Annotated in this window: 24 protein-coding genes and 1 tRNA gene; 13 read left to right on the top strand and 12 right to left on the bottom strand. The window is 72.5% G+C overall.

What is annotated here, in order from left to right; all coding sequences use genetic code 11:
* Positions 1-4: 4 nt before the first annotated feature.
* From ACY34K_RS01175 to ACY34K_RS01160, 4 genes are read right to left on the bottom strand one after another with little or no spacing between them, the layout of a single operon-like run.
* Entirely contained in the window at positions 5-1,078 is a 1,074-nt protein-coding gene (locus tag ACY34K_RS01175) for an NAD(P)H-dependent flavin oxidoreductase (protein ID WP_462742057.1), read from the bottom strand.
* Positions 1,078-1,803, bottom strand: coding sequence for a CoA-transferase subunit beta (locus ACY34K_RS01170; protein WP_462742054.1), 726 nt, complete (start codon positions 1,801-1,803; stop codon positions 1,078-1,080). Before ACY34K_RS01170 ends, ACY34K_RS01175 begins: the two co-directional genes overlap by 1 nt.
* Entirely contained in the window at positions 1,800-2,651 is an 852-nt protein-coding gene (locus ACY34K_RS01165) for a CoA transferase subunit A (protein WP_462742051.1), read from the bottom strand. Before ACY34K_RS01165 ends, ACY34K_RS01170 begins: the two co-directional genes overlap by 4 nt.
* A complete protein-coding gene (locus ACY34K_RS01160) occupies positions 2,648-3,403 on the bottom strand; it encodes an enoyl-CoA hydratase family protein (RefSeq protein WP_462742048.1) in 756 nt (251 codons plus the stop codon). Before ACY34K_RS01160 ends, ACY34K_RS01165 begins: the two co-directional genes overlap by 4 nt.
* Positions 3,404-3,459: 56 nt before the next feature.
* Here ACY34K_RS01160 and ACY34K_RS01155 point away from each other — a divergent pair, with 56 nt between their 5' ends.
* The 5 genes from ACY34K_RS01155 to ACY34K_RS01135 all read left to right on the top strand — a co-directional run bounded on the left by ACY34K_RS01155 (position 3,460) and on the right by ACY34K_RS01135 (position 7,073).
* The gene (locus tag ACY34K_RS01155; protein WP_462742046.1) at positions 3,460-4,239 is read left to right on the top strand and encodes an SDR family oxidoreductase; all 780 of its coding nucleotides are present in this window, start codon (positions 3,460-3,462) and stop codon (positions 4,237-4,239) included.
* The gene (locus ACY34K_RS01150; RefSeq protein WP_462742043.1) at positions 4,236-5,171 is read left to right on the top strand and encodes an SDR family oxidoreductase; all 936 of its coding nucleotides are present in this window, start codon (positions 4,236-4,238) and stop codon (positions 5,169-5,171) included. The genes ACY34K_RS01155 and ACY34K_RS01150 overlap by 4 nt, the downstream gene beginning before the upstream one ends.
* A 376-nt stretch (positions 5,172-5,547) precedes the next feature.
* Entirely contained in the window at positions 5,548-6,324 is a 777-nt protein-coding gene (locus ACY34K_RS01145) for an MBL fold metallo-hydrolase (protein ID WP_462742039.1), read from the top strand.
* Positions 6,325-6,388: 64 nt separating this feature from the next.
* Positions 6,389-6,781 carry a guanyl-specific ribonuclease gene (locus ACY34K_RS01140; protein WP_462742035.1) on the top strand — a complete coding sequence of 131 codons (393 nt, stop codon included), beginning with the start codon at positions 6,389-6,391 and terminating at the stop codon, positions 6,779-6,781.
* Between the two features lie 10 nt (positions 6,782-6,791).
* The gene (locus tag ACY34K_RS01135) at positions 6,792-7,073 is read left to right on the top strand and encodes a barstar family protein (protein ID WP_462742032.1); all 282 of its coding nucleotides are present in this window, start codon (positions 6,792-6,794) and stop codon (positions 7,071-7,073) included.
* 7 nt (positions 7,074-7,080) lie between these two features.
* Here the strand turns inward: ACY34K_RS01135 and ACY34K_RS01130 are convergent, their stop codons facing one another.
* Together ACY34K_RS01130 and ACY34K_RS01125 are read right to left on the bottom strand one after the other, a co-directional pair.
* Positions 7,081-8,589 (bottom strand): ankyrin repeat domain-containing protein, encoded by a 1,509-nt coding sequence (locus ACY34K_RS01130; RefSeq protein ID WP_462742030.1) that lies wholly within the window; start codon positions 8,587-8,589, stop codon positions 7,081-7,083.
* A 171-nt stretch (positions 8,590-8,760) separates the two neighbouring features.
* Positions 8,761-9,654, bottom strand: a complete 894-nt coding sequence (locus tag ACY34K_RS01125) for a hypothetical protein (protein WP_462742027.1) — start codon at positions 9,652-9,654, stop codon at positions 8,761-8,763.
* Positions 9,655-9,937: 283 nt separating this feature from the next.
* Between ACY34K_RS01125 and ACY34K_RS01120 the strand changes: the two genes are divergently transcribed.
* A complete protein-coding gene (locus ACY34K_RS01120; RefSeq protein WP_462742024.1) occupies positions 9,938-10,711 on the top strand; it encodes a S1 family peptidase in 774 nt (257 codons plus the stop codon).
* A 100-nt stretch (positions 10,712-10,811) separates the two neighbouring features.
* Here the strand turns inward: ACY34K_RS01120 and ACY34K_RS01115 are convergent, their stop codons facing one another.
* Positions 10,812-12,551: a glycoside hydrolase family 35 protein gene (locus ACY34K_RS01115; RefSeq protein ID WP_462742021.1), complete on the bottom strand. Its 1,740-nt coding sequence runs from the start codon at positions 12,549-12,551 to the stop codon at positions 10,812-10,814.
* Positions 12,552-12,671: 120 nt separating this feature from the next.
* Between ACY34K_RS01115 and ACY34K_RS01110 the strand changes: the two genes are divergently transcribed.
* From ACY34K_RS01110 to ACY34K_RS01095, 4 genes are all read left to right on the top strand, one after another.
* Positions 12,672-13,559 (top strand): helix-turn-helix domain-containing protein, encoded by an 888-nt coding sequence (locus ACY34K_RS01110; protein WP_462742018.1) that lies wholly within the window; start codon positions 12,672-12,674, stop codon positions 13,557-13,559.
* Between the two features lie 173 nt (positions 13,560-13,732).
* Positions 13,733-14,068, top strand: a complete 336-nt coding sequence (locus tag ACY34K_RS01105; protein WP_462742016.1) for a chorismate mutase — start codon at positions 13,733-13,735, stop codon at positions 14,066-14,068.
* A gap of 112 nt (positions 14,069-14,180) precedes the next feature.
* Positions 14,181-16,664, top strand: coding sequence for an aminopeptidase N (pepN, locus tag ACY34K_RS01100; protein ID WP_462742013.1), 2,484 nt, complete (start codon positions 14,181-14,183; stop codon positions 16,662-16,664).
* Positions 16,665-16,805: 141 nt separating this feature from the next.
* Positions 16,806-18,218: a lysine N(6)-hydroxylase/L-ornithine N(5)-oxygenase family protein gene (locus ACY34K_RS01095; protein ID WP_462742011.1), complete on the top strand. Its 1,413-nt coding sequence runs from the start codon at positions 16,806-16,808 to the stop codon at positions 18,216-18,218.
* Between the two features lie 47 nt (positions 18,219-18,265).
* Here ACY34K_RS01095 and ACY34K_RS01090 read toward each other — a convergent pair whose 3' ends face one another.
* Positions 18,266-20,065, bottom strand: coding sequence for a bifunctional metallophosphatase/5'-nucleotidase (locus ACY34K_RS01090; RefSeq protein ID WP_462742008.1), 1,800 nt, complete (start codon positions 20,063-20,065; stop codon positions 18,266-18,268).
* Positions 20,066-20,172: 107 nt separating this feature from the next.
* Here ACY34K_RS01090 and ACY34K_RS01085 point away from each other — a divergent pair, with 107 nt between their 5' ends.
* Together ACY34K_RS01085 and pyk are read left to right on the top strand one after the other, a co-directional pair.
* A complete protein-coding gene (locus ACY34K_RS01085) occupies positions 20,173-20,868 on the top strand; it encodes an SIMPL domain-containing protein (protein ID WP_462742005.1) in 696 nt (231 codons plus the stop codon).
* A 190-nt stretch (positions 20,869-21,058) separates the two neighbouring features.
* Positions 21,059-22,486 (top strand): pyruvate kinase, encoded by a 1,428-nt coding sequence (gene pyk / locus ACY34K_RS01080; protein ID WP_462742002.1) that lies wholly within the window; start codon positions 21,059-21,061, stop codon positions 22,484-22,486.
* Positions 22,487-22,492: 6 nt separating this feature from the next.
* Here the strand turns inward: pyk and ACY34K_RS01075 are convergent, their stop codons facing one another.
* Together ACY34K_RS01075 and ACY34K_RS01070 are read right to left on the bottom strand one after the other, a co-directional pair.
* Positions 22,493-23,266, bottom strand: coding sequence for a transcriptional regulator (locus ACY34K_RS01075; RefSeq protein WP_462741999.1), 774 nt, complete (start codon positions 23,264-23,266; stop codon positions 22,493-22,495).
* A 109-nt stretch (positions 23,267-23,375) separates the two neighbouring features.
* Positions 23,376-23,450, bottom strand: a tRNA-Leu gene (locus ACY34K_RS01070).
* A 100-nt stretch (positions 23,451-23,550) separates the two neighbouring features.
* Between ACY34K_RS01070 and ACY34K_RS01065 the strand changes: the two genes are divergently transcribed.
* On the top strand, positions 23,551-24,207 hold the full coding sequence (locus ACY34K_RS01065; protein WP_462741997.1) for an ANTAR domain-containing response regulator: 657 nt from the start codon (positions 23,551-23,553) through the stop codon (positions 24,205-24,207).
* A gap of 76 nt (positions 24,208-24,283) precedes the next feature.
* Here ACY34K_RS01065 and ACY34K_RS01060 read toward each other — a convergent pair whose 3' ends face one another.
* Positions 24,284-25,000 carry an ABC transporter ATP-binding protein gene (locus ACY34K_RS01060; protein WP_462741994.1) on the bottom strand — a complete coding sequence of 239 codons (717 nt, stop codon included), beginning with the start codon at positions 24,998-25,000 and terminating at the stop codon, positions 24,284-24,286.
* On the bottom strand, positions 24,997-26,079 hold the full coding sequence (locus tag ACY34K_RS01055; protein WP_462742736.1) for an ABC transporter ATP-binding protein: 1,083 nt from the start codon (positions 26,077-26,079) through the stop codon (positions 24,997-24,999). Before ACY34K_RS01055 ends, ACY34K_RS01060 begins: the two co-directional genes overlap by 4 nt.
* Positions 26,080-26,082 lie beyond the last annotated feature (3 nt).

The following is a 26,082-nucleotide window of genomic DNA, read 5'->3' as shown; positions in this document are numbered from 1 at the left end:
CGCGTCACGGCGGCGGGTGGTCCCCGGCCCGGTGGGCCGGGGGCAGGGCGCCCAGTACGCGCCCCGCTTCGGACATCACCCGCCGCACCAGTTCCTCGCAGCTCGGCAGGTCCTCGATGACGCCCGCCACCTGGCCCGCCGCCATGACGCCCAGGTCCGTGCGTCCCTCGACCATGGCGCCCCGCAGCAGCACCGGCGTGTTGGCGGCGAGCAGCACCTGCGACCACGACAGGTCCTTGCCGTGCCTCATGGCCAGCCCGTCGCGGACCATCCGCCGCCATGACAGCCCGGACAGCTTGCGGTAGCCGGCCGCCCGCCGCACCGCGCGGGCCAGTGCCCGTACCCGGCCGGCCCGTTCGAGGGAGGCGACGAACTCGGTGCGGAGCATGCGGTGCGGCAGCCCGTCGACGGCCGTCGTCACCGTCACGTCCTTCACCGTCGCCGCCAGATAGGCCGCCTTCACCGCGTCCGGGACCGGCGAGTCGGAGGTGAGCAGGAAACGCGTGCCCATGGCGATGCCCGCGGCCCCGTAGGCGAGGGCCGCGACCAGCCCGCGCCCGTCGTGGAAGCCGCCCGCCGCGACCACCGGGATGTCCACCGCGTCGACGACCTGGGGGAGCAGGACACTGGTGGCCACCTCACCGGTGTGCCCGCCGCCCTCGCCCCCCTGCACGATCACCGCGTCCGCGCCCCAGGCGGCCACCTTCTCGGCGTGCCGGCGGGCGCCGACGGACGGGACGACGACCACGCCGGCGTCCTTCAGCTCGGCGATCAGCTCCCGGGAGGGCGCGAGGGCGAACGAGGCGACCCGCACACCCTCCTCGACGATGATCCGCACCCGCTCGCGGGCGTCCCCCGCGTCCGCCCGCAGGTTCACCCCGAACGGCGCGTCCGTACGGGACTTCACCTCGCGCACGGCGGCGCGCAGTTGCCCGGTGGTCATCGTGGCGGAGGCGAGGACACCGAGGGCTCCGGCGCGTGCCGTCGCGGTGACGAGCCGGGGACCCGCCACCCATCCCATACCGGTCTGGACGAGGGGGTACCGGACGCCCGTGAGCCGGGTGAGCGCCGTCTCCATCAGACCCCGACCTCGCGGTCGCGCACCCCGTCCGGGTCGAGCACCTCGCGGATCAGCCGCAGTTCGGCCGGGCTGGGGTCCCGTGTGCAGGGGACGTCGTCGCCGATCGCCGGCTCGAACCCGGTCGCTTCCCGCACCTGGCCGACGGTGACGCCCGGGTGCAGCGAGACCAGCCGCATCGAGTGGTCGGGCGTGTCGAAGTCGAAGACACCGAGGTCGCTGACGACGCGCGGAATCCGGTGGAAGCGCGCCCCGGCACCGAGCCCGGCCGCCCGGTCGTACCCGACCCCGCACACCATGTCGACGCGCTCGACGAAGACCCGCCGCGAGTGCCGGGGCACCCAGTAACTGGTCGGGTTGTTCAGGGTGTTGACGGGTGCGCCGCGTACCCCCAGGAGCTGGCGGGCGGGGCGCGCCCAGTCGCCGACGCACGAGATGTTCTGGTTGCCGTACCGGTCGAGCTGGGCGGCGCCCATCATCACGTGCCGTTTGCCGCCGGTGACGAGCGCGAGGTGGTGACGGTACGGAAGCCAGCCCTCCACGGTCCCGTCGGGGCGGACGAGCATCGCCTCGCCGTCGGTCAGGAGCAGATCGGGGGAGAAGGTGAGCCGGGCGAGCCGTGCCCCGATGGACGGGATGGGGCCCATCGGGCTCGCCAGCACCTCGCCGTCGCCGCGCCAGGCCTCGGCACAGGCGATCACGCAGTACTCGGAACGACTGATCACCGCTGCTCCTCGCGCCAGGTCCGGACGGCGGACCGGTAGTCGTCCTCGCTCCGGCCCGACAGGAAGCGCGCCGCGAAGTCCGGCCAGGGCGTCGAGGCGTACAGCTTCTGGAAGGCCTCGTCGCGGCCGTAGTCGGGGGCGCAGGAGGTGAAGTGCGCGCCGTCCGGGGTCTCCACGACGCCGGTGACGTTCTGCCGGGGCACGAGCAGCGTCTGGGGCGCGGCCTCCTTGGTGAGCTCGGACGTGCCGACGAGCCGCTCGCACGACACGTACGCCGTGTCGGCGGCGGCGCAGAACAGGTCGTCGAAGTAGGGGTCCGGGCCCAGGTACTGGCCGTTGCCGAGCCGGTCGGCGCGGTTGAGGTGGACGAGCGCGGCGTCCATGCGCAGCGCGGGCGCCGCGACGAACTCCTCGCCGTCCGCGTACGGTGACCTCACGGTCCTCAAGGAGGGGTTGACCCGCAGGACGTCCGAGCCCAGTCCGGCACGGACGGGCAGGAACGGCAGCCGGTTCGCGGCGGCGTGCAGTCCCCACATGAACATGGCCTCGTCGAGCTCCGTCAGTTCCAGGGTGCCGCGCTCGCGGGCCGCCCTGAAGTGCGGCTCCAGGGGGATCGAGTCGAGTGTGGCGAAGGGGGCGACGAGCCTGCGGATCCGGCCGGCGGCGGCGAGCAGGCCGATGTCCGGGCCGCCGTACGAGATCACCGTGAGATCGCCGATCCCGGACCGGAGCAGCGCCCGGACCAGCGCCATCGGCTTGCGTCGCGCGCCCCAGCCACCGATGCCGAGGGTCATGCCGCTGCGCAGTCGCGCCACGGCCTCGTCGGGTGTCATGGTCTTGTCGGTCACGCCTCCGCCCTCCTGTCGCCGAAGCCGGCGCGTACCCGGTCGGCGACTCCGCTCAGGTTCGCCTCGAAGGTGAAGCCCTGCTCGAAGCGGTAGCTGCGGCGCACGTCGACGGGGTCGATGCCGTTGATCGCCGCCTTGGCCAGGCGCAGCAGCGAACCGTCCTTGCGGGCGATCTCCACCGCGAGCTCCAGGGCCGCGTCGGCCAGCCCGGATCGCGGAACGACACGCCAGACGGACCCGTGGGCGTGCAGTTCGGCGGCGGTCGCGGTGCGCGAGGTGTAGTACAGGGCCCGCATGAGGTGCTGAGGGACCAGTCTGGCCAGATGGGTGGCGGCCCCCAGCGCTCCCCGGTCCAGCTCCGGCAGCCCGAAGGTGGCGTCGTCGGACGCGACGATGGCGTCCGCGTTCCCGGCGAGGCCGATGCCGCCACCCAGACAGAAGCCGTGCACGGCCGCGACGACCGGTACCTCGCAGTCGTACACGGCCGAGAACGCCTCCGCGCAGCCGTGGTTGGCGCCGAGCAGCGCCGCGCGGCCGGCGCCGTCGTTCCGCAGCTCCTTGATGTCGACGCCCGCGTTGAAACCCCGGCCCGCCGCGGCGAGGACGACGCAACGGGTGTCGTGGTCGCGGCCGGCGGCGCGCAGGGCCGCGGCGAGCTCGTACCAGCCCCGTACGGGGAGGGCGTTGACCGGTGGGAAGTCGACCGTGACCAGGCGGACGCCTTTGGCCGGGCTTGTGGTGGAGACACCCATGAGCGGATCAGCTACCTTTCCACCAAACGTTTGTTAGGTGAGGAAGGTAGCAGCGGATGGAACTCAACGGGAGGGTCGCCGTCGTCACCGGCGGCACGCGCGGCGTCGGCGCGGGCATCGCCCGGGCGTTCCTCGCGGCCGGCGCGCACGTCGTCGTCTGCGCCCGCCGGCCCCCGCCGGACCCGGTCCGCGCGGCGGGCCGGGAGGCCGTCTTCGCGCCCCTCGACCTGCGGGACAGGGAGGCCGTCACCGGCTTCTTCGAGCATGTCGCCGCGGCGCACGGCCGTCTCGACGTGCTCGTGAACAACGCGGGCGGCACCCCCCACCGGCCCCTCGCCGAGAGCTCCGCCGAACGGCACGCGCGGATCGTGGAGCTGAACCTGATCACCCCGCTGACGGCGTCCCTCGCCGCGTACGCGCCGCTGCGGGCTTCGCGCGGATCGGTCGTCATGGTCGGCAGCGTCAGCGGCGGGCGGCCGTCACCTGGCACGGCGGCGTACGGAGCGGCGAAGGCCGGACTGGAGAACCTGGCCCGGTCGATGGCCGTCGAGTGGGCCCCCCGGGTCCGCGTCAACACCCTGCTCCTCGGCATGGTGCGGACCGAACTGGCCGCACTGCACTACGGCGACGAGGCCGGCGTCGCGGCGGTCGCCCGGACCGTGCCGCTCGGGCGCCTCGCCGAGCCGTCCGACGCCGGGGACGCCGCCGTCTTCCTCGCCTCGGACCGCGCCGCGTACATCACCGGGGCGTCGCTGCTGGTGCACGGCGGCGGCGAACGCCCCGCCTTCCTGGCCGCCGCCCACACCGACGACGAGCATCGAGGAGACCCCGCATGACCGGAATCTGCACGGGCCGCGTCGTCGCGATCACCGGCGCCGGCCGGGGACTGGGCCGTGCCCACGCCCTGGCCTTCGCCGCCGAGGGCGCCCGCGTCGTGGTCAACGACCTGGACGTGGCCCTGGACGGCGCGCACACCGGGAGCCCCGGCGGCGGCAGCGCCGCCCGGGCGGTGGCCGACGAGATCCGGGCCGCCGGCGGCGAGGCGGTGGCGCACGGCGCGGACATCGCCACCGCCGAGGGAGCGGCCTCCCTCGTCGCCACCGCGCTGGAGGCGTTCGGCCGGCTCGACACCCTCGTCAACAACGCGGGCTTCCTCCGCGACCGGATGCTCGTCAATCTCGACGAGGACGACTGGGACGCCGTCCTGCGCGTCCATCTCCGGGGCCACTTCCTGCCGCTCAAGCACGCCGCGGCGCACTGGCGGGCGGAGTCGAAGGCGGGCCGCGGACCGCGGGCGCGCATCATCAACACCAGCTCCGGAGCGGGGCTGATGGGCAGCGTGGGCCAGGGCAACTACGCGGCCGCCAAGGCGGGTGTCGCCGCCCTCACCCTGGTCGCCGCCGCTGAACTCGGCCGCTACGGCGTGCAGGTCAACGCCCTCGCTCCGGCGGCCCGCACCCGGATGACGGAGCGGACGTTCGCCGAGGCGATGGCCGCGCCCGGTGAGGGCCGGTTCGACGCCATGGCGCCCGAGAACGTCTCCCCGCTCGTGGTCTGGCTCGGCTCGGTGGCGAGCGAGGGCGTGACGGGCCGGGTCTTCGAGGCCGAGGCGGGCCGGATCACGGTCATGGAGGGCTGGCGCCCCGGCCCGACCGCCGACAAGGGCACCCGCTGGACGCCGGCCGAGGCCGGGGAAGCCGCCCGCGAGCTCCTGACCCGCGCGCACCCCCCGCACCCGGTCTACGGCGCGAGCACGCCGTCCGGGTAGACCCCGGCGCTCCCGGCCCGCACCCCTGCCCGCGCCGTTCGGGGTCCGGGGAGGTGCGCCCCTCCCCGCGCCGTTCGGGGCCGGGCAGGCGTGCCCCTCCCCGCAGTCCGGCTCGTGCTCCTCCCGTGCCCCGACGCGCCGTTCGGGGTCCGGCGAGGTGTGCCCCTTCCGGCGCCGTTCGGGGCCGGGCAGGCGTGCCCCTCCCCGCGCTCCGGCTCGTGCTCCTCCCGCACCCCTGCCCGCGCCGTTCGGGGTCCGGCGAGGTGCGCCCGTCCCGGCGCGGCGACTGCCCCTCCTGATCCTCCCCCCGGCGCCCTCCCCGTGCCCGCCCGGGGCCGGCGAGGCGTGCTCGCCGCTCGGCGCATAGCCTCGCCGCATGGCCCTCACGCTCACTGTTCTCGGTACCGCTTCACCGCACCCCGCTCCCGGACGGGCGTGTTCCGGCTATCTGTTGTCGGGCGGCGGCGCCGACGTGTGGGTGGACGCCGGGCCCGGCAGCTTCGCCGAGTTGCAGCGGTACACCGACCCGGCGCGCCTCGACGCGATCTGGATATCCCATCTGCACGCCGACCACAGCGCCGACCTCCTCGCCGCCCTGTACGCCTTCGCCCACGGCGGCCTGACCCCGCCCGCGCCCGTTCCCGTATACACACCGCCCGGCTGCGCGCAGCGGATGGCAGGGTTTCTCGGGCGCCCCGATCCGGCCCCGCTCGCCGCCGTCCTCGACTTCCGTGATCTGCACGACGGGCACGAAGCGCGCCACGGCGGGCTGCGGCTGACCGCGCGGACCGTCGCCCACGACACCGAGGCGTACGGGCTGCGCGCGGAGTGCGACGGCGTCGTCCTCGCGTACTCCGGGGACAGCGGCCCCTGCCCGGCGCTGGCCGAACTCGCCGACGGCGCCGACCTGTTCCTCTGCGAGTCGGACATCGACCGGCCCGTGCCCGGTGAACCGCAGGTGCATCTGACCCCGGAGGACGCCGGCCGGGCCGCCCGGGACGCGGGTGCCGCGAGCCTGCTGGTCACCCATGTCGGACCCACGCTCACGCCGGAGGCGGCGGTGCGCAGGGCGGCGGCGGTCTACGGCGGACCCACGCGGCGGGCATGTGAAGGCGCCGTGCACGGACTCGCCCGTTCGTGCGCACCACGTTAACGTCCGGAAAATTCCCGGGACTTGGCGTTGACGTGCACACGTCTACGCGCGTCATCATGGCTCCATGCGAATCCCCCCACGGTTCACACTGCTCGGCGCCGCCGCCGCCCTTCTCGCCACCCTCTTCGCCGGCGCCCCGGCCGGCGCGGCGGCGGCCCCGGTCGCGCCCTACGGGGTCGGCAAGGTCTGTGCCTCCGACCTGCCCTCCCAGGCGCACGACACGCTCGGCCTGATCGAGAAGGGCGGCCCGTTCCCGTTCCGGCAGGACGGCACCGTCTTCCAGAACCGGGAAGGCGTCCTGCCGGGCCAGGACAGCGGCTACTACCACGAGTACACCGTCATCACGCCGGGCTCCTCGACCCGCGGAGCGCGGCGCATCGTCACCGGCGGCGCCGAGGAGGACTACTACACCGCGGACCACTACGCGTCCTTCGACCTCGTCGACCACCGCTGCTAGACAGGTCTCCATGACCACCGTGTACGTGATCGACGGCCGCGCCGTCACCGGCCTGGACAGCTTCTGGCAGGTGATCGGCGCGGCCGTCAACGGTCCCGGCGGCTACTTCGGCCGCAACCTGGACGCCTTCGCCGACTGCCTGAGCGGCGGGTTCGGCACGCCCGACGACGGCGACTTCGTCATCGAGTGGCGCGACCACGCCGCCGCACGCCGGGCGCTGGGCCCGGCCGTCTTCGACGAACTCGTGGAGATCATGGCGGAACGCGCCCCGGGGGCGTTGCGCCTGCGATGACCCCGTCTCAGCGGCGCCGCGGCACCGTGTGCTCCAGTCGCCGCCGCGTCCGCTCGTCACGCACGTGCTCGAGCGCGGCCAGTGCGATCCCGCGGGCCGTCGCCTCCGGCTCCTCCTCGGCGAGCATGCGCGCCAAGGCCCCGACCGCCCGGGCATCCTGACGCATCGCCAGTCCCCGGGCCGCCTCCGCGGCCGTGTCCGGGTCCGGGTCGTCCAGCCGGGCCGCCAGGGCCTCCCTCACCTCGGGGGAGGTGTCCGGGATCTCCGCCAGGGCCAGGGTCGCCCAGTCGCGCACCCCGGTGTCCGCGTCGCCGCTCAGCGCGATCAGCGCCGCCACGCCCTCGCGGTGACCGGCCGGCACCAGTCCCGTGAGCGCGACCGCCACCCGCCTGCGCACCTCGGCGTCTGGGTGGCCGGCGTGCCGCAGGATGTCGGGCAGGGCGGCGGGGTCCCCGTACTGCCCCAGCCCGTTGACCACGGCGGCGACCGGCTCGGCGTCCCGCACCTCCCGCGCGAGCTCGCGCAGCAGCGGCAGCGCCCGCGCCGCGAACGGCTTCGTCCCGTCCCCGAACCCGAGCTGGGCGAGCACGTCCGCCGCGAACGCCCGTCGCAGCGGGTCCTCGCTCGCGCACCACGCGGCCGCCGCCTGAAAGGTCTCCTCGTCGCCGCGCCGCCACAGCGCGCCGACGGACTCGATCCAGTCGTCCTGTCCCGGATCCCCGCGGCGCAGCGCCCGCTCGGCCAGTTCCTCGTAACCGGTCCGCACCCCGAGCGCGGACTCCAGGAGCGTGGCGATCGCCGCGTGCCCGGTCTGCTGCTCCTGCCCGGAGCTCGGCACGCCGTCCCGCAGCCCCTCGACGACGACCGTCACCCCGCCGTCCTCCTCCACGTGCCGGACGATCACCTCGTCGAGCGGCGGGGACGTCTCCACCAGACCCTCCCGCAGCACCCGCTCCACATCCGCGCCGATCCACCCACGTGCCTCGTGCAGCGCCTCCTCCCGCCCGGCCGCGCCGTGCTCCAGCAGCGCCCGCACCACCCCGGGCGACCCGCGCCGGGCGGCGGCCACCAGCGGCAGCTCGTCGCGGGGCGCCGGCAGGGAGGGGTCGGCCCCGTGCTCCAGCAGGGCCTCCACGGTGCGGACGAACCCCTGCCGCACCGCCCACGCCAGCGCGGTGAAGCCGTACCCCTCGCGCTGGTCGGGCCTCGCCCCGGCCGCCAGCAGCGCCCGCACGACCTCGGTGTGCCCGCCGCACGCGGCGCCGCACAGCGGCAGATCGCCGCCGTCGTCCCCGCCCCGGCCGCTGAGCCGTCCCGGGTCGGCTCCGGCGGCCAGCAGCACCCGCACGATGTCCGGGTGGTCGTTGACCGCGGCCAGGTAGAGCGCGGTCTCCCCGTCCTCGTCGGTCGCGTCGGCCGGGACTCCCGCGCGGAGCAGCCGGACGACGGTGTCCACCTCGTCGGCGTACACCGCCCGGACCAGTTCCTCCTGACTCACTGTCGGCTCACTCGTCATGCTCCGACCTTCACCCGCGCGGCGGCCGTCCGCCAACCGATTTGGCGCCGGACGTGCCCCAGGGCGTGTTTCGAAAGTCCCGTCCGCCGGGGGCGCCTGGCACGCACGCTCGCGGCGTGCACGCACCAGACGCCCCCGGCCCCGCCCTCCGGGCGGCTTTCGAAACACGCCCTAGGTGTCGCACTCCAGCACCGTGCGGCACAGGGCGCAGCGCGCCCGCACCCGGCCCCGGACCGGGACGCGGATGCGCTGGTGGCAGGTGGGGCACGGGAACGACACGCGCATCGCGGTCCGGCCGCCCTCGAAGGAGTACGCGAGGCCGGGGGAGGTGCCCGCGTCCGGGTGCTCCCGGGCGTACCGCCGGTCCTTGGCGTAGCGGTGGCGGCCCGCCCAGCCCGCGGCCGTCAGCGGGGGCTGCCGTGCGTCGCGCAGTGCCAGGGCCCGGCCGGCGGTGTACGCCTCGTACCCCTGCGGGCTGGTGAACCACGTCGACGGGTCCTCGCCGAAGACCAGCGCACGCTTCGCCAGGACGTACCCGAACTCCTCCGGCGTCAGGTATCCCAGCTTCTGGCTCGACACGCCGTCCTCGCGGTACGCGTCCAGCAGAAGCCACCCCGCCCCGAGATACGTTGTCGCGGTGTCGGTCAGGATCTCATTGTCCCGGGTGCCGGGAAAGCTCAGGCCCAGCCGGTGCAGCAGTACATGGGTGATCTCGTGGGCGAGGGCGGCCCCGATGTCCCTGCGATGCGCCCGGAAGCGGTCGTTCAACTCGATGAAGTACTCGGGCCCGGCGGCAAGTTCGACGCTCGCCGCGTGCTCCATCTCGCGGAAGCCGACGATCGCCCGGGCCTCCGGCAGGCGCAATTGCTGCACCAGCGCGCGGGCCACCCGCTGGGCGCCGAGATGGAGGTCGTCGTCGTCCGCGAAGGCGACTTCCGCGGGGGCGACGCTGGTGGCGTACGCGTACAGCCCCTCGGGCGAGAGCCGCCGGTACAGCGTGGTGATGGCCGCCCGGACGGTGCCGAGGTGCGGGTATCCGTGCACGACCGCCGTTTCGTGTGCCACGTCCCGTACCCCCAAGTACGACGCCGACCCTCTCTCAACTGTACGGCCGCGGGCCCGGGGCGGCGGGTGCCCGGCACCGGTGGCGGCCCCCGCGGCGGCGGCCCCGGTGACGGCCCCGGACAGGGCGGGGCGGGACGACATGGCCGAAAAGTGTCACTTGTGGGCCCTGTGAATGCCTCCGGATAATCCGGACCACGCCTTGACGAGCCCATGTCACCGAGCTGCCTGGCGGCAGGGGTTCCGTCGTGTGCGCAAGGCTCAACCCCCCACGGAAGGCAGACCCTTGAACAAGCTTCTTCGCACCCTCAAGAGATGCGCCGCGGCCGGCGCCGTCATACTCGCCGCGGTCAGCCTCCAGCCCCCGTCCGCCTCCGCCGCCCAGCGGCCGGTCGTCGGCGGCACGCTCGCCTCCCAGGGCGAGTTCCCCTTCATGGTCCGGCTCTCGATGGGCTGCGGCGGCTCGCTGCTCACCCAGCAGATCGTGCTGACCGCCGCCCACTGCGTGAGCGGCTCCGGCGACAACACCAGCATCACCGCCACCGCCGGTGTTGTGGACCTCCAGAGCCCCAGCGCCATCAAGGTCCGGTCGACCAAGGTCCTCCAGGCCCCCGGTTACAACGGCAAGGGCAAGGACTGGGCCCTGATCAAGCTCGCCCGGCCGATCAACCTGCCGACGCTCAACATCGCCACCACCACGACGTACAACAGCGGCACCTTCACCGTCGCCGGCTGGGGCGCCACCCGCGAGGGCGGCGGCCAGCAGCGCTACCTGCGCAAGGCCACCGTGCCGTTCGTCTCGGACGCCTCCTGCAAGCAGTCGTACGGCAACGACCTCGTCCCGAGCGAAGAGATCTGCGCCGGCTACACCCAGGGCGGCGTCGACACCTGCCAGGGCGACTCCGGCGGCCCCATGTTCCGCAAGGACAACGCGGGCGCCTGGATCCAGGTCGGCATCGTGAGCTGGGGCCAGGGCTGTGCCCGGCCCAACTACCCCGGCGTCTACACCGAGGTCTCGACCTTCGCCTCCGCCATCAGGTCCGCGGCCGCGAACCTGTAGCACCCGCCGGACTTCGCGCAGGGGCAGCCGCCGGACCGGCGGCTGCCCCTCCCCCCGTGGTGCACGGGCCCGCCCCGGGGAGCCGGCCCGGCCGTACGCCCTAGGCCAGGCGTACGGAGGAGCCGGGCCCCTCCAGCTCCAGCACCCACACCTCGTTGGCGTCCTCGCGCAGCACCGGCCCGGGAACGAACAGCGACCGCTGCGGGCCCGCCGCCCAGTACCGCCCCAGGCAGAACCCGTTCACCCAGACGAAACCGCGGGTCCAGCCCGGCAGTTCGAGCCGCGCGTCCCCCGGACCCACCACCTCGGCGGACATCCGGAACAGCCCCGGCGCCCTGTCGCTCACCGGCCCGAACGGCACCTTCGCCACCGCGTCCGGCGTGAACGCGTCCAGCCGCAGCCCCCGGGCCCGCACCCCGTGCGCGTACTGGCGCTCGTGCAGCACCCCGCCCGTGAGGCCCTTCGTCTCACCCAGCCGGGGCCCGTAGTTGACCCGTCCCAGTGACTCCACCCACAGCTCCACCACCGCCGGCCCCGCGACCGGCTCCGGCAGTACGGCCTCCTCCGTGTCCAGCACCCCGGCGCGGACCCCGTCCACGTACACCACCGCACGGTCCCGCAGCCCCGACACCGACAGCGGGTACGGCTGCCGCGGCCCCGGCACCCGCAGGCGGTAGCGGACCAGACCGCGATCCACACCCAGCTCCTCGAAGGTGGGCGGAACCGGCCCGTCCCACTCCTCGTCGCCCAGCACCTCCAGGACGCCGTCCAGAGGCGCCCACCCGTGCGGTGCGGCGGCCACCGGCGCGGCGAGCCGCGCGGGCGGCGGCGGAACGTCCGGCAGCGGGCCGTCCTGGTACCGCTCCAGCACCGACCGGAACCGCCAGAACTTCTCCGTCGGCAGCCCCGCCTCGTCGATCGGCGCGTCGTAGTCGTACGACGTCACCGTCGGCTCCAGCGGACCGTCGTGCAGGAGGCCGGACCGGTTCGCCCCCGCCCAGCCCGCGAAGTTCGTCCCGCCGTGCGCCATGTACACATTCACCGACGCACCGCACTCCAGGACCTCCGCCAGCACCGCGGCCGCCTCCTGCGGATCCCGCACCGCGTGCTCGTCGCCCCAGTGGTCGAACCAGCCGCACCAGAACTCCATGCACATCAGCGGCCCGTCCGGCTGGTGCCGGCGCAGCGCGTCGAACGCCTGACGCGCCCCCGACCCGAAGTTCACGGTGGCGAGCACCCCGGGGACCGACCCCCCGGTGAGCATGTGGTCCTCCGGCCCGTCCGAGGTGAACAGCGGCACGGTCACGCCGCACGCCTCCAGCAGCTCCGCCATGTGGCGCAGATAGCCCCGGTCGGAGCCGTAGCTCCCGTACTCGTTCTCCACCTGGACCATGATCACCGGACCGCCCCGGTCGATCTGCCGCGTCACCACCTGCGGCATCAGCCTGCGGAGCCAGCGGTTGACGTGGATCAGGTACTCCGCGTCCTCCGTGCGCACCCGGCGGCCCAGCAGCCCCGTCAGCCAGTGCGGCAGCCCGCCGTTCTCCCACTCCGCGCAGATGTACGGCCCGGGCCGCACGATCGCCCACATGCCCGCCGCCCGGACCGCGTCCAGGAAGCGGCCCAGGTCCGACGGATCGTGGTAGCGGCCCGGCTCCGGCTCGTACAGGTTCCACGGCACATACGTCTCGACACAGTTCAGGCCCATCGCCCGGAACATCGCCAGCCGGTGCCCCCACTGCTCCTCGTGCACCCGGAAGTAGTGCAGTGCCCCCGACAGCAGCCGCACGGGCCGGCCGTCCAGCAGAAAGTCCTCATCACCCACCGTGAACGCGGCCACGGTCCCACCCCTCTCCGGTCTCTTGCCATGACCCACCCTCGTCCCTTGGCGGCGCACCGGTCCATGGACAAAGATCGGTGCTTGTTGGACGCAAACGAGGTCCGGCCGGGAGGGCGACGGATGTACCACACCTGGATGCGCTACTTCACGCCCAGCCCCCTCCACCTGCGGCTCGGCCTGGTCTGTCTCGGCGTCGGCCTGCAGCACGGTGCCCTGCCCACCGTCGGCCCGCGCACCCTCGACCACCACGTCGCCGTCGTCGTCTGCGCGGGCGGCGGCTGGTACCGCGGCCCCGACGGCAGACGCACCACCGTCACCGCGCCCGCCGTCATCTGGCTGACCCCCGGCGTCCCCCACCACTACGCGCCCGATCCGGCGACCGGCTGGGACGAGGCCTTCGTCGACTTCACCGGCCCGGCCACCGCCACCTACACCGAGCTCGGCTACATCGAGCCGGACCGCCCCGTCGTCCCCCTCTCCGACGCCGCCCCCGCCCGGTCCGTCGTCGGCCGCATCGCGCGGGCCGCCCGCCGCGGCAACGCGCTCCTCGAAGTGGAGACCGCCGCGGCCGTCCACGAACTCCTCGTCGCCCTGCGCCGCGCCCGCGCCGACACCAACGCCGACGGCGACCCCGTCCTGGAGGCCCTCGCCCGCGACGCCTTCCAGCCCCTGTCGGTCGCCCAACACGCCGCCCGGCACGGCATGACCCCCGCCGAGCTGCGCACGGCCGTCCGCCGGGTCGCCGGCTGCAGCCCCAAGGACTACCTCCTCGGTATCCGGCTCGGCCGCGCCAAGGAACTCCTCGCCGGCACCGAACTGCCCGTCGCGGCCGTCGCCCGCCGCGTCGGCTACGACGACCCCGCCTACTTCTCCCGCCTCTTCACCCGCCGTGTCGGCACCGCCCCCGTCCGCTTCCGCGAGCAGCAGGGACGCACCGTTCCCGGCGGCTGGAGCACCCGTGTCCCGGATCCCGAACACCCGCCCACGATCCCCACCGGACCCGGTTAGGGGGTGTCCGCCGGACCGTGCCGGGCTCGCGGCGTCATGCGACATCGTCTCCGGTGTTGTCGTCGGTCGCCGACGCTCCGCGTCGCCTCCCTCCTCCGCCTTGGATCCGAAGCCGCATGACGCCGCTCACTTCCCCAGCATGATCCGCCGGACACCCCCTAAGCTCGCTGACCATGAGCACCAGCGAGGCCGGCCAGGCCGAAGAGATCGACGAGTCCGTCCGCGCGGAGCTGACCCGGCTGCGCGAGAGCATCGACAACATCGACGCGGCGGTCGTGCACATGCTGGCCGAGCGCTTCAAGTGCACCCAGCAGGTCGGCCACCTCAAGGCCCAGCACCACCTGCCGCCGGCCGACCCCGACCGTGAGGCCCGCCAGATCACCCGGCTGCGCCGACTCGCGGAGAGCGCCAAGCTCGACCCGGCCTTCGCCGAGAAGCTGCTGAACTTCATCATCGCCGAGGTGATCCGCCACCACGAGACCATCGCGGGCGACTCCACCCCGCAGTGACGGCACCGGCCCGGCCCGCCCGGCCACCCGTGGCGGGCCCGCGGGCGGCGGCCGGTAAGCGGTAAGCGGAACCCCCGTGCCCCCGCCCCGCCCCATCGGGCAGCATGGCCCCATGCCCGTACTGACGCGCGACGAAGCGCAGACCCGAGCCCAGCTCCTCGACGTCCACCGGTACACGATCGACCTCGATCTCACGACCGGTGAAGAGACCTTCGACTCCGCGACCCTCATCCGCTTCACCGCGCGTGCCGCGGGGGACACCTTCGTCGAGCTCAAGCCGGCCACTCTGCGCTCCGTCAGCCTCGACGGGCAGCCCCTGGACCCCGAGACCCTCGCCGGCAACCGGCTGCCCCTGACCCTCACGGCGGGTGAGCACGAGCTGCGGATCGACGCCTCCATGCGATACTCCCGCACCGGGGAGGGCATGCACCGCTTCACCGATCCCACCGACGGCGAGACCTACGTCTACACCCAGCTGTTCATGGAGGACGTACAGCGCGTCTTCGCCGCCTTCGACCAGCCCGACCTCAAGTCGGTCTTCGAGGTCTCCGTGACCGCCCCCGCCGGCTGGACGGTCCTCGCCAACGGCATCACCACGCGCGGCGACGACGGCCGCTGGCAGGCCGCCCCCACCCCGCTCATCTCCACCTACCTCGTCTGCGTCGCCGCCGGCCCGTGGCACTCCGTCCGCACCCGGCACGCCGGTCTGCCCTTCGGCATCCACTGCCGCCGCTCCCTCGCCCCCCACCTCGACGCGGACGCCGAGGAGATCCTCGACATCACCAAGGCCTGCTTCGACCGGTACCACGAGAAGTTCGACGAGCCGTACCCCTTCGACTCCTACGACCAGGCCTTCGTCCCCGAGTTCAACTCCGGCGCGATGGAGAACCCCGGCCTCGTCACCTTCCGCGACGAGTTCGTCTACCGCTCGGCCGTGACCGTCACCGAGCGCCAGACCCGCGCCATGGTCATCGCCCACGAGATGGCCCACATGTGGTTCGGCGACCTCGTCACCCTCAAGTGGTGGGACGACATCTGGCTGAACGAGTCCTTCGCCGAGTACATGGGCTACCAGACCGTCAACGAGGCCACCAGCCGCTTTCCCGACACCTGGGTCGACTTCGGCGTCGCCCGCAAGGCCTGGGGGTACGACGCCGACCAGCGGCCCTCCACGCACGCCGTCGCGCCCGACCCCGACGCCGTGCCCGACACCGCCTCCGCGCTCCTCAACTTCGACGGCATCTCCTACGCCAAGGGCGCCTCCGCGCTGCGCCAGCTCGTCGCCTGGATGGGCGAGAAGGAGTTCCTCGCCGGCATCAACGCCCACTTCGCCCGGCACAGGTTCGGCAACGCGACCCTCGCCGACTTCATCGACAACCTCGCCTCGGTCACCGACCGCGACGTCCACGCCTGGGCCGAGGCATGGCTGCGCACCACGGGCGTCGACACCCTCACACCCGCCTACGACCAGGCCACCGGCACCCTCGCGGTCAACCGGACCGGCAGCCGGCCGCACCGCATCGCCGTCGGCGTGTACGACCACGACGTCGCCGACTCCGGACGCCTCGTCCTGCGCGAGCGCGTCGACGTCGACGTGCCGCAGAGCGCCCCCACCGCGATCCCCGGCCCCCGGCCCGCCCTCGTCGTCCTCAACGACGGTGACCTCAGCTACGCCAAGATGCGCTTCGACGGGGTCTCCGAGGAGACCGCCCTGCGCTGCCTCTCCCGCATCCCCGACCCGCTCACCCGGGCCGTCCTCTGGAACAGCCTGCGCGACCTGGTCCGCGACGGCGAGCTGGCGCCCGAGGCCTACCTGGAGACCGCCCACGCCCACCTCCCGGAGGAGACCGACACCGGGATCGTGCAGGCGGTCCTCGGCTTCGCCCGCGCCCAGCTCGCCGACTGCTACGTCACCCCCGGCGAGCGGCCGGCCACCCTCGCCCTGCTGACCTCCACCGCCCGCGACATCATCCGGCGCACCGAGGACGGCGACTCCCCGGGCCTGCGGCTCAGTGCCGTCCGCACGTTCATCGACAGCGCCACCCAGCCCGCCGCCATCGCGACCTGGCTCGCCGACGGCACCGTCCACGGCGGCCCCGAGCTCGATCCCGAACTGCGCTGGCGCATCCTCGCCAGGCTCGCCGTCCTCGGTGAGACCGACGAGGACGCCATCGCGGCCGAACTGGACCGCGACCCCAGCGCCACCGGCCAGGAGGGCGCCGCCCGCTGCCGGGCCGCCCTGCCGACCGAGGAGGCCAAGGAAGCCGCCTGGCAGCGGATGTTCGGCTCCGACGACCTGTCGAACTACCTGTTCAGCGCCACCGCCCAGGGGTTCTGGCAGCCCGAACAGGCCGACCTCCTGCACCCGTACGTGGCACTCTTCTTCCCGGACGCGACCGCCCTGGCCGAACGCCGGGGCCCGGCCATCGCCACCGCGATCGGCCGTTACGCCTTCCCGGCGCACGCGGTCGAACCCGACACCCTGCGCCTCGGCGAGGAGCACCTGGCCACCGACGGCCTGCTGCCGGCCCTCCGCCGCCAGCTCGTCGACCGGCTGGACGACCTCCGCCGCGCACTGCGGGTACGGGAGGCATGACAGCGGGCAGGCCCGGGACGGCCGGGCCTGCCACGCCCATAATCCTTTCGGGTTGTGATCAGCCCGCACCGGAACCGAAGCCCACGGAACCGGTACACGCTGTCAGCCACGCACCGCACTCGTGGAAGGCAGCACCGTCCGATGACCGGCAGCACACCCCCGTACCCGACCGACCAGCTCCACGACCTGGTGGGCGTCGGCATCGGTCCGTTCAACCTGTCCCTGGCGGCCCTCGCGCAGGGCGTTCCGGGCGGGCTCGCGACCGCCTTCTACGAGCAGCGCCCCGCCTTCACCTGGCACCCCGGGCTGCTGATCGACGGCACCACCCTCCAGGTCCCGTTCCTGGCGGACCTGGTGACGATGGCAGACCCCACGAGCCCCTGGTCGTTCCTCAGCTATCTGCGCGACCGGGACCGGCTCTTCCCGTTCTACTTCGCCGAGCGGTTCCACATCCAGCGCGCCGAGTACGACGCCTACTGCCGCTGGGTCGCCGACCACGTGCCCGGCCTCCACTTCGGGCACCAGGTCGACGCCGTCCGCTGGAACCCGGAGCGCGACGTCTTCGAGGTCGACCACACCCAGCTCGACGCGGACGGGGAGGCCGAGGCCCTCGGCCGCAGCCACGCCCGCAACGTCGTCCTGGGGGTGGGCACCGAGCCGTACGTTCCCGAGCCGCTCAGGCCGCTCGCCGATGCCCCGGCCGTCCCCGTCCTCCACTCGTCCGACTACCTGCGGCACCGGGACCGGCTCCTGGCCGCCGACCACGTCACCGTCATCGGCTCGGGTCAGTCGGGCGCCGAGGTCTTCCTCGACCTGCTGCGGGCCCGGCCCGTGGGCCGGGAGAGGCTCCACTGGCTGGCCCGGACCGAGGCGTTCGCGCCCATGGAGTACTCCAAGCTGGGCCTGGAGCACTTCACCCCCGACTACACCCGGTACTTCCACGCCCTTCCCGAGCAGGTCCGCAACGACCTGGTGCCCCGCCAGTGGCAGCTCCACAAGGGCATCGACGCGGACACCATCGCCGCCATCCACGACGAGCTGTACCGCCGCACCCTGCACGGCGGCTGGCCGGACGCCGTCCTCACCCCGGGTGTCCGGGTCCGCACCGCGGGCCGGGTCGCCACCACCCGGGTCGAGCTCCACCTGGAGCACGTCCAGCAGGGCACCCGGGACCGCATCACCACCGACGCCGTCGTCCTCGCCACCGGCTACCGGGAGCGGCCCCTCGGCCGCCTCCTCGCCGGACTCGACCCCTACGTGCGCCGCGACTCGGCGGGCCGGCCGCGGGTCGACGACCAGTACCGCCTCGTCCTCGACCCCTCGGTCACCGGCGCGGTCTACGTGCAGAACGCCGAGAGCCACACCCATGGCGTCGGCGCGCCCGACCTGGGCCTGGCCGCCTGGCGCAGCGCCACCATCCTCAACGCGGTCACCGGGAAGGAGCCCTATCCGCTGCCGGGCCGCACCGCCTTCACCAGCTTCGGCCTGGAGCGGCGCGCGACGCCCGGCGTTCCCGGCCAGACATCCGCGCCGCTCACCCACGCGCAGAGCTGAGACCCGCCGGCGCGTGTTTCGAAAGTCCCGTCCGGCCGGGAACGCCCCTAGAAGACCGGGACGCCGGCGCGGGTCAGCTTCCAGCCGACGGCCGCGAAGGCGGCCGGGTCGACCGTGCCCGCGGCCCGCACCCACTGGATGATCGTGTTGCGGATCTCGTCCGAGTTCGACCACAGCTGCTGGGCGCCGGCGACGTGCGGGAACGCCCCGCCGCCGCTGGCCCGATAGTTGTTCACGGCGAGCACGAACCGCCCGGCCGGGTCGATCGGCTTCCCGCCGAAGGACAGGTTCACGATCCGCGAGCCGGCCGGCTGGGCGATGTCGATGTCGTACGTGAGGCCGTACACGGCGTCGTAGTTGTAGTCCGGCGTGCCGCCCGCATTGGTCAGCTTCGCCGTGTCGACCGGGACACCGGCCGGGGTCTGCACGTAGTACCTCGCCGAGTACTCCAGGTAGTCCTTGAGCTGGGCGCCCGTCATCAGCCGGGCCTCCAGGGTGTTCTCGAACGGGTAGAGCCCGGCCGCGTCCCTGATGGTGACCTCACCGGCCGGGATCGCCGCCGTGCGGGAGAAGCACGACGCCTGCGACAGGACCGGCAGCCCCGCGTACTCGCCGCCCGCCAGGGCCGCCTTCACCGTCTCCGCCTGTACGTGGTTGATCAGGTCGATGATCGGCTCGTCCTTCCACGGCGCCTCGGCCGTGGTCATGGCGGCGGTGGACGTGCCGATGACCTGGTTGACGTACGCGACGACCTTCTCGTGCTCGTCGCCGAGCAGCTTCACGATCTCCGGGTCCTCGTCGACCGTGTTGGAGTTCAAGACCTTCGCGCCGAGCTTCTCGACCGTCCAGCGGCCCTTGTCCCAGACCAGGTCGACGTCGAACAGCGTCAGGCGCTGACCCCACTTGAGCGGCTCGGACAGGACGACGTCCTTGCCCGTCGCCTTGTTCTTCACCCGGTACTCGGGGATCTCGGTGTGGGCGTGGCCGACGAGGATCGCGTCGATGCCCGGTACCTGCTCGGCCACCAGCGCGGCGGCGTTCTCGATGTACGGCAGCTGGTCACCGTAGGAGGAGGTGCCGCTGGAACCGGAGTGCGCCGACACGATGACCACGTCCGCGCCCATCGACCGCAGCCGGGGCACCCACTTGGCGGCCTGTTCCTCCAGGCCGGGGAAGACCATCTTGCCGCTGACGTTCGCCTTGTCCCAGATCGCGATGCCGGGATTGGTCAGCCCGAGGACGGCGACGCGCACGTCCCGCCCGTGCGGGGTGCACAGCCGGTGCATGCTGTACGGCGGGAACGCCGGGCGGAGCGTCTTCGCGTCCAGGGCGTTGGCCCCGAGGAGCGGGAAGTCACACTGCTCCTGGAACGCGCGCAGCACCGGGATGCCGTAGTTGAACTCGTGGTTGCCGAGCGCCGCGGCGTCGTAGCCGATGGCGTTCATGGCCTGCGCCATCGGGTGGACCGGGCCGCGGCGCGCCGTGATCGGGTCGACCTTGGCGTAGTAGTACGACAGCTGGGTGCCCTGGATGGTGTCGCCCGCGTCGATGAGGAGCGTGTTGCGCCGGCCCTTGTCGGCGCGGACCTGCTCGACGAGCGTGGAGATCTTGGCCAGGCCGACGTCGTTGTGGGCCTTGTCGTCGAACTCCTTGTCCGTGAAGTAGTCCCAGTTGAAGACGTTGCCGTGCAGGTCGGTGGTGCCCATGACGGTGAAGGAGTACCGCTTCGGGGGACGGGGCTTCCCGTGGCCGGTGGCCCCGGCCGGTGCGGCGACTCCTCCGGCGAGGGCCACTCCGGCGCCGGCGGCGGCCGAGCGCTCCAGGAACGTCCTGCGGTTCAGCGGCATTTGATCTCCTTCGTTCAGTGCACAACGCGCGTAGATTCTGGCGCAGGGGCACCATCCTGGAATAGACCTGACAGGTTGCGATCTGATGACCAAGAGGAGCGCCCGCCATGACGAGTGACCTGCCCTACGGAACCGCCGAGGCCCCCCGGGTCGCCGTGCGGGGCGAAGCCCGGCTGGAGGTCGATCCCGAGATCGCCCGGATCGGCATCACGGTCAGTGCCCGCGGCACCGATCGGCGCAGCGCGCTGGAGGACCTGACGGGCCGTAACAACTCCGTCCTCGATCTGGTGAAGTCCTACGGGGATGCGGTCGAGAAGCTGGAGACCGGGGCGTTCTCCATCAGCCCGGAGCTGACCCGGCACGGCCGGGCCGAGCGCGTCCGGGCATACCACGGCCGAGTCCACCTGACGGCCGTCCTGTCGGACTTCACGGCGCTCGGGGAGCTGACGTCCCGTCTCGCCGACCTGGACCTGACGCGGGTCGACGGTCCCTGGTGGGAACTGCGCCCCGACTCGCCGTCGCACGGAGAGGCGCGCCGCCAGGCGGTGAAGGAGGCCGTGCAGCGGGCCCGTGAGTACGCCGAGGCGCTGGACACCCGGCTCGCCGCCCTGGTGGAGCTGGCCGATCTGGGCGCGGAGAACGCGTCCCCCTACTCCCTCGCGCCCCAGGCCTCCGGCGGCGCCCGAATGGCCTTCGCGGCAGAGGCCACGGAGATGGCGCCGGCACTCGATCTGGAACCCCAGCGCCAGACCGTCGTGGCGCAGGTGAACGCCCGCTTCACGATGCACCCCCCGTCCCTCTAGGCGCTGTTCGCGGGGTGTCCGCGCGAGGCGCGAACGCGGGTCTCGTGCGGCCCCGGGCCACCGGCCGGCCGCTCATCGGAGCGAGGTGCTGCGCAGAATTCAACACTTGTCAATAACCTTTCACCCAAAGGTTGTTGAGTAGTCATGCGCAGCCGATTCTCTACCGGTCGGTAAGCCCTAGGCTCGAACCATGCGCCGAGCAAAGATCGTCTGTACCCTGGGGCCCGCCACCGACACATACGACCAGATCAAGGCACTGGTCGAAGCCGGAATGGACGTCGCCCGGTTCAACCTCAGCCACGGCACGTACGCCGAGCACGAGGAGCGCTACGAGCGAGTCCGCAAAGCGTCCGACGAGACCGGCCGCAGCGTGGGTGTGCTCGCCGACCTTCAAGGCCCGAAGATCCGCCTCGGCCGTTTCCGCGAAGGACCCGTACTGCTTGAACGCGGTGACGAGTTCACCATCACCGTCGAGCCCGTGGAAGGCGACCGTCACATCTGCGGTACGACCTATGACGGACTCGCCGGTGACGTCAGCCCCGGCGAGCGCGTCCTCGTCGACGACGGACGGGTCGCCCTCGACGTGACCGCCGTCGACGGCCCCCGTGTCCTCACCACCGTCGTCGAGGGCGGCATGGTCTCCGACCACAAGGGCCTGAACCTCCCCGGGGTCGCGGTCTCCGTCCCCGCGCTCTCCGAGAAGGACATCGACGACCTCCGCTGGGCCCTGCGCATCGGCGCCGACGTCGTCGCCCTCTCCTTCGTGCGCAGCGGACGCGACATCGAGGACGTCCACCGGGTGATGGACGAGGAGGGCCGCCGCGTCCCCGTCATCGCGAAGATCGAGAAGCCGCAGGCCGTCGACAACATCGACGACATCGTGGCCGCCTTCGACGGCATCATGGTCGCCCGCGGCGACCTGGGCGTCGAAATGCCGCTGGAGCAGGTCCCGATCGTCCAGAAGCGGGCCGTCAAGCTGGCCAAGCGGAACGCCAAGCCCGTCATCGTCGCCACCCAGATGCTGGACTCGATGATCGAGAACTCGCGCCCCACCCGCGCCGAGGCCTCCGACGTCGCCAACGCCGTCATCGACGGCACCGACGCCGTGATGCTCTCCGGCGAGACCAGCGTCGGCCGGTACCCGGTCGAGACCGTCCGCACCATGGGGCGCATCGTCGAAGCGGCCGAGGAGGACATCCTGGCCAAGGGGCTGCCGCCGCTGACCGAACGGAACAAGCCCCGGACCCAGGGCGGCGCGGTCGCCCGGGCGGCCGCGGAGATGGGCGACTTCCTCGGCGCGAAGTTCCTGGTGGCCTTCACACAGTCCGGCGACACCGTCAAGCGCCTGTCGCGCTACCGCTCGCCGATCCCGCTGCTCGCGTTCACCCCGGACCCGGCGACCCGCTCCCAGCTCACGCTGACCTGGGGGGTGGAGACCTTCCTGGGCCCGCACGTCGATTCCACCGACGCCATGGTCGCGCAGGTCGACGAGCAGCTCACCCGGATCGGCCGCTGCCGCCAAGGCGACCTCGTGGTGATCACCGCCGGCTCCCCGCCCGGCCTCCCCGGTTCCACGAACCTGGTCCGCGTCCACCGCATCGGCGACCGGGTCACCTGACGCACCTCAGTACTTCGGCCCGACATGGGCGTCCAGCAACGCGACGGACGCCCGTCGGGCGACAGAGATGTTGTACGGATTCCCGCCTCGCCTGCAGTGCGTCCAGTCGACACCGAGCTTGTCGAAGGTGTCGGTACAGAGCCGCCGGATGTCACCGGACACATTGGTGAAGAAGTACCGCGGATACTCGTACCGCTTCGCCTCGCCCCCGACCGTACGCGTGGTCCAGTTGGTGATCCTGCACCCGTCGGAGTGAATGAGCCCCCGGACGAACTCCCAGGGGTGGTCGTCGACGATGTCCTGCTGCCATTGCTCGAGCACGATGCGGCGCTCGTGTTTCTCCCCGGGGCCGTGCTGGGGGAAGAGGCACGGCCAGTGCTTGCTGGCACCGTTGACGGAGACGCACCCCTCCTTCCGTACGCGGTGGACGCTGTTGTCCGGGCGGACGGACCGCATCGCTTCCTCGCAGGCATCGATCAGGCCGGGCCAGCTGTTGCTGCACGCGATGCGCAGGTAGTAGACGCCCCTGCGATGGGCGCTGAGGCAGCCGTCACCCAAATAGAGGCCGAGGAGATAGGCGTAGGCGCCCGGGTCTTCCGGATCGTCCGGCGTGTCCCGGCATCTGGGGCACGGTTCTCCGTGGGGCACGAGCGGCTCGATCCGCGTCTGCCAGGCGCGGAGGGTGGCCCGCGATATGCCGGTTTCCTTGCTGACGGAATTGAGGCTCCGGCCCTGTCCCACCAGCGCGAGGGCGCGCCGGCGTGTGCGCATGTCGTACATGCGGTCGAGAATTGCGGCTCGCTGGTCCAGTGAGGGGGAAAGCGGGTGAGGTTACCGCGTTCGAGTGAGGCCGGGCATTCGGATCGCGACCATGGAATCGAAGGAAAAGTGCCCCGGGTCGGACTCGAACCGACACTGTATGGGTTTTGAATCCATTGCCTGCTGCCAATTGGGCTACCGGGGCTCGCAGATTCGAAGGTTTACCTCGACCCGCTGCGTGTCCACCATACCGTAGCTAGGTAGGCTCATGGGGAGCTGTACCTGCCTTGGAACAAGGAGCCCCTGTGACCGCCCCCGAGTCGCCCCAGCCCGCCGCCGACGACGACAAGTCGCACGTCCCGCCGCTGACGACCCGCGTCGTCATCGCCGAGGACGAGGCCCTCATCCGCCTCGACCTCAAAGAGATGCTCGAGGAAGAGGGCTACTCGGTCGTCGGCGAGGCCGGCGACGGCGCCCGGGCGGTGGAGCTCGCCCGGGAGCACCGGCCCGACCTGGTCATCCTCGATGTGAAGATGCCCGTCCTCGACGGCATCTCCGCGGCCGAGAAGATCGCCGGCGAGTCCATCGCACCCGTGCTGATGCTCACCGCGTTCTCGCAGCGCGACCTGGTCGAGCGGGCCCGGGACGCCGGTGCCATGGCGTATCTGGTCAAGCCGTTCAGCAAGAGCGACGTGGTCCCGGCCATCGAGATGGCGGTGTCGCGGTTCGCGGAGCTGAAGGCGCTGGAGAAGGAGGTCGCCGACCTCGCCCAGCGGCTGGAGACGCGCAAGCTGGTGGACCGGGCGAAGTCGATCCTGCAGACGCAGTACGGGCTGACGGAGCCGGCGGCGTTCCGGTGGATCCAGAAGACGTCGATGGACCGCCGCATGTCGATGCAGCAGGTCGCGGAGGCGGTCATCGAGGACGCCGAGGAGAAGAAGGCGGCGAAGGGCGGCCAGTAGTCCGCCGGGCACCCACGACGAAAGGCCCGCCTCGCGCGTCATTGCGCGGGGCGGGCCGTTCTCGTGGCCTTCCGGCTCAGTCCTCGCCGAGGTACGTCTTACGGACGGACTCGTCGTGGAGCAGGTCCTGACCGGTGCCCGACAGCTTGATCGTGCCGGTCTCCATCACGTACGCCTGGTCCGCGAGGGAGAGCGCGGCCTGGGCGTTCTGCTCGACGAGCAGGATGGTGGTGCCCTGGGCCTTGAGCGCGCTGATCGTTTCCATGATCTTCTGCATCATGATCGGCGAGAGACCCATGGAGGGCTCGTCGAGCATGAGCAGCTTGGGCTGGGACATCAGCGCCCGGCCCATGGCGAGCATTTGCTGCTCACCGCCGGACAGGGTGCCCGCGGCCTGCTTCCGGCGTTCCCCGAGGATGGGGAAGAGGTCGTAGGCGCGCTGGATGTCCTTCTCGATGCCGGCCTTGTCGCTGCGCAGGAAGGCGCCGAGCTGGAGGTTCTCGGCGATGGTCAGGCGGGGGAAGATGTGCCTGCCTTCGGGGGAGTGGGCCATGCCCAGGGCGACGATCTTGTGGGCGGGGATGCCGTTGAGCACCTGCCCGTCAAAGTGGATCTTGCCGCCGGAGGGCTTGAGGAGCCCGGAGAGGGTGCGCAGCGTGGTGGTCTTGCCGGCGCCGTTGGTGCCGATGAGGGTGACGACCTGGCCGGCCTGGACCGAGAAGGAGATGCCCTTGACGGCTTCGATCTTGCCGTAGGCGACCCTCAGGTCCTCGACTTCGAGGAGTGCGGTCACTTGGTGTCTCCTTCGGTGGTGGTGCTGTCCGCGGAGGTGTCGGGCTCCGCGGGGGCGGCGTCGCTGTCCGCCGCCTCCGGGCGGGCCGCTTCGCCGTCGCCGTCGGCGGCTTCGCCGTCGGTGGCCTCGGCCTCGTCCGGGGTGTCGGCCTCAGGGGCCTCCTCGGCCTCGGGGGCGTCCGCGGCCTCATCGGCGTCGGTGGCCTCCGGGGCCTCTTCGGCCTCCGTGCCCGCGGCCGCCTCCGCCGCGGCGACCTCCGCGGCCTCCTCCGCGCCCGGTTCGCCCTCGAACGGGGTGCCGAGGTACGCGGCGACGACGCGCTCGTCGCCCTGGACGACGGACGGCGTGCCCTCGATGAGCTTCTGACCCTGGACGAGACAGGCCACCCGGTCGCAGAGGTTGAAGATGAAGCGCATGTCGTGCTCGATGACGAGCACGGCGATGCCCTTGTCGCGGATCGCGAAGATGAGTTCCTCCGCGGCCCGCGTCTCCTGCGGGTTCATGCCGGCCGTGGGCTCGTCGAGCAGGATCAGGCCGGGGTCGCTCGCGAGGGCGCGGGCGATCTCCAGCTTGCGCTGCTCGCCGTAGGGGAGGTTGCGGGCGAGGTGGTCGGCCTTGTGCTCCAGGCCGATGAACTCCAGCAGCTCCATGGCCCGGGCGTGCGAGGCGGCTTCGGCCTTCTTGAAGCCGGGGCCGCGCAGCAGTGCGGACCAGAGCCCTTCCTTGGTCCGGGTGTGGCGTCCGACGAGGACGTTCTCCAGGACCGTCATGTTGGCGAAGAGCCGGATGTTCTGGAAGGTACGGGCGATGCCTGCCTGGGTGACGAGGTGGGGCTTGGGCGGCAGGACGGTGCCCTTGTAGGAGACCTTGCCCTCGGTGGGGACGTAGAGGCCCGTGAGGCAGTTGAAGAAGGTGGTCTTGCCGGCGCCGTTGGGGCCGATGAGACCGACGATCTCGCCCTCGCGGACGGTGAGGTCGACCGAGCGCACGGCGGTGAGGCCGCCGAAGCGCATGGTGACGCCGCTGGCTTCGAGGACCGGGGCGGCCTCGGCGGTCTTGGTCGTGGTGGTGGTCGTCATGTC

The organism is Streptomyces sp. STAM6, assembly GCF_054963715.1.
This window is presented reverse-complemented; position numbering and strand designations above follow the sequence as displayed.

What these genes read in the sequence shown, in the direction of transcription:
- ACY34K_RS01175 (WP_462742057.1), bottom strand. Translation starts at nt 1,078, where the DNA reads ATGGAGACGGCGCTCACCCGGCTCACGGGCGTCCGGTACCCCCTCGTC.
- ACY34K_RS01160 (WP_462742048.1), bottom strand. Translation starts at nt 3,403, where the DNA reads ATGGGTGTCTCCACCACAAGCCCGGCCAAAGGCGTCCGCCTGGTCACG.
- ACY34K_RS01155 (WP_462742046.1), top strand. Translation starts at nt 3,460, where the DNA reads ATGGAACTCAACGGGAGGGTCGCCGTCGTCACCGGCGGCACGCGCGGC.
- ACY34K_RS01150 (WP_462742043.1), top strand. Translation starts at nt 4,236, where the DNA reads ATGACCGGAATCTGCACGGGCCGCGTCGTCGCGATCACCGGCGCCGGC.
- ACY34K_RS01145 (WP_462742039.1), top strand. Translation starts at nt 5,548, where the DNA reads ATGGCCCTCACGCTCACTGTTCTCGGTACCGCTTCACCGCACCCCGCT.
- ACY34K_RS01140 (WP_462742035.1), top strand. Translation starts at nt 6,389, where the DNA reads ATGCGAATCCCCCCACGGTTCACACTGCTCGGCGCCGCCGCCGCCCTT.
- ACY34K_RS01135 (WP_462742032.1), top strand. Translation starts at nt 6,792, where the DNA reads ATGACCACCGTGTACGTGATCGACGGCCGCGCCGTCACCGGCCTGGAC.
- ACY34K_RS01130 (WP_462742030.1), bottom strand. Translation starts at nt 8,589, where the DNA reads ATGACGAGTGAGCCGACAGTGAGTCAGGAGGAACTGGTCCGGGCGGTG.
- ACY34K_RS01110 (WP_462742018.1), top strand. Translation starts at nt 12,672, where the DNA reads ATGTACCACACCTGGATGCGCTACTTCACGCCCAGCCCCCTCCACCTG.
- ACY34K_RS01105 (WP_462742016.1), top strand. Translation starts at nt 13,733, where the DNA reads ATGAGCACCAGCGAGGCCGGCCAGGCCGAAGAGATCGACGAGTCCGTC.
- pepN (WP_462742013.1), top strand. Translation starts at nt 14,181, where the DNA reads ATGCCCGTACTGACGCGCGACGAAGCGCAGACCCGAGCCCAGCTCCTC.
- ACY34K_RS01095 (WP_462742011.1), top strand. Translation starts at nt 16,806, where the DNA reads ATGACCGGCAGCACACCCCCGTACCCGACCGACCAGCTCCACGACCTG.
- ACY34K_RS01090 (WP_462742008.1), bottom strand. Translation starts at nt 20,065, where the DNA reads ATGCCGCTGAACCGCAGGACGTTCCTGGAGCGCTCGGCCGCCGCCGGC.
- ACY34K_RS01085 (WP_462742005.1), top strand. Translation starts at nt 20,173, where the DNA reads ATGACGAGTGACCTGCCCTACGGAACCGCCGAGGCCCCCCGGGTCGCC.
- pyk (WP_462742002.1), top strand. Translation starts at nt 21,059, where the DNA reads ATGCGCCGAGCAAAGATCGTCTGTACCCTGGGGCCCGCCACCGACACA.
- ACY34K_RS01075 (WP_462741999.1), bottom strand. Translation starts at nt 23,266, where the DNA reads ATGTACGACATGCGCACACGCCGGCGCGCCCTCGCGCTGGTGGGACAG.
- ACY34K_RS01055 (WP_462742736.1), bottom strand. Translation starts at nt 26,079, where the DNA reads ATGACGACCACCACCACGACCAAGACCGCCGAGGCCGCCCCGGTCCTC.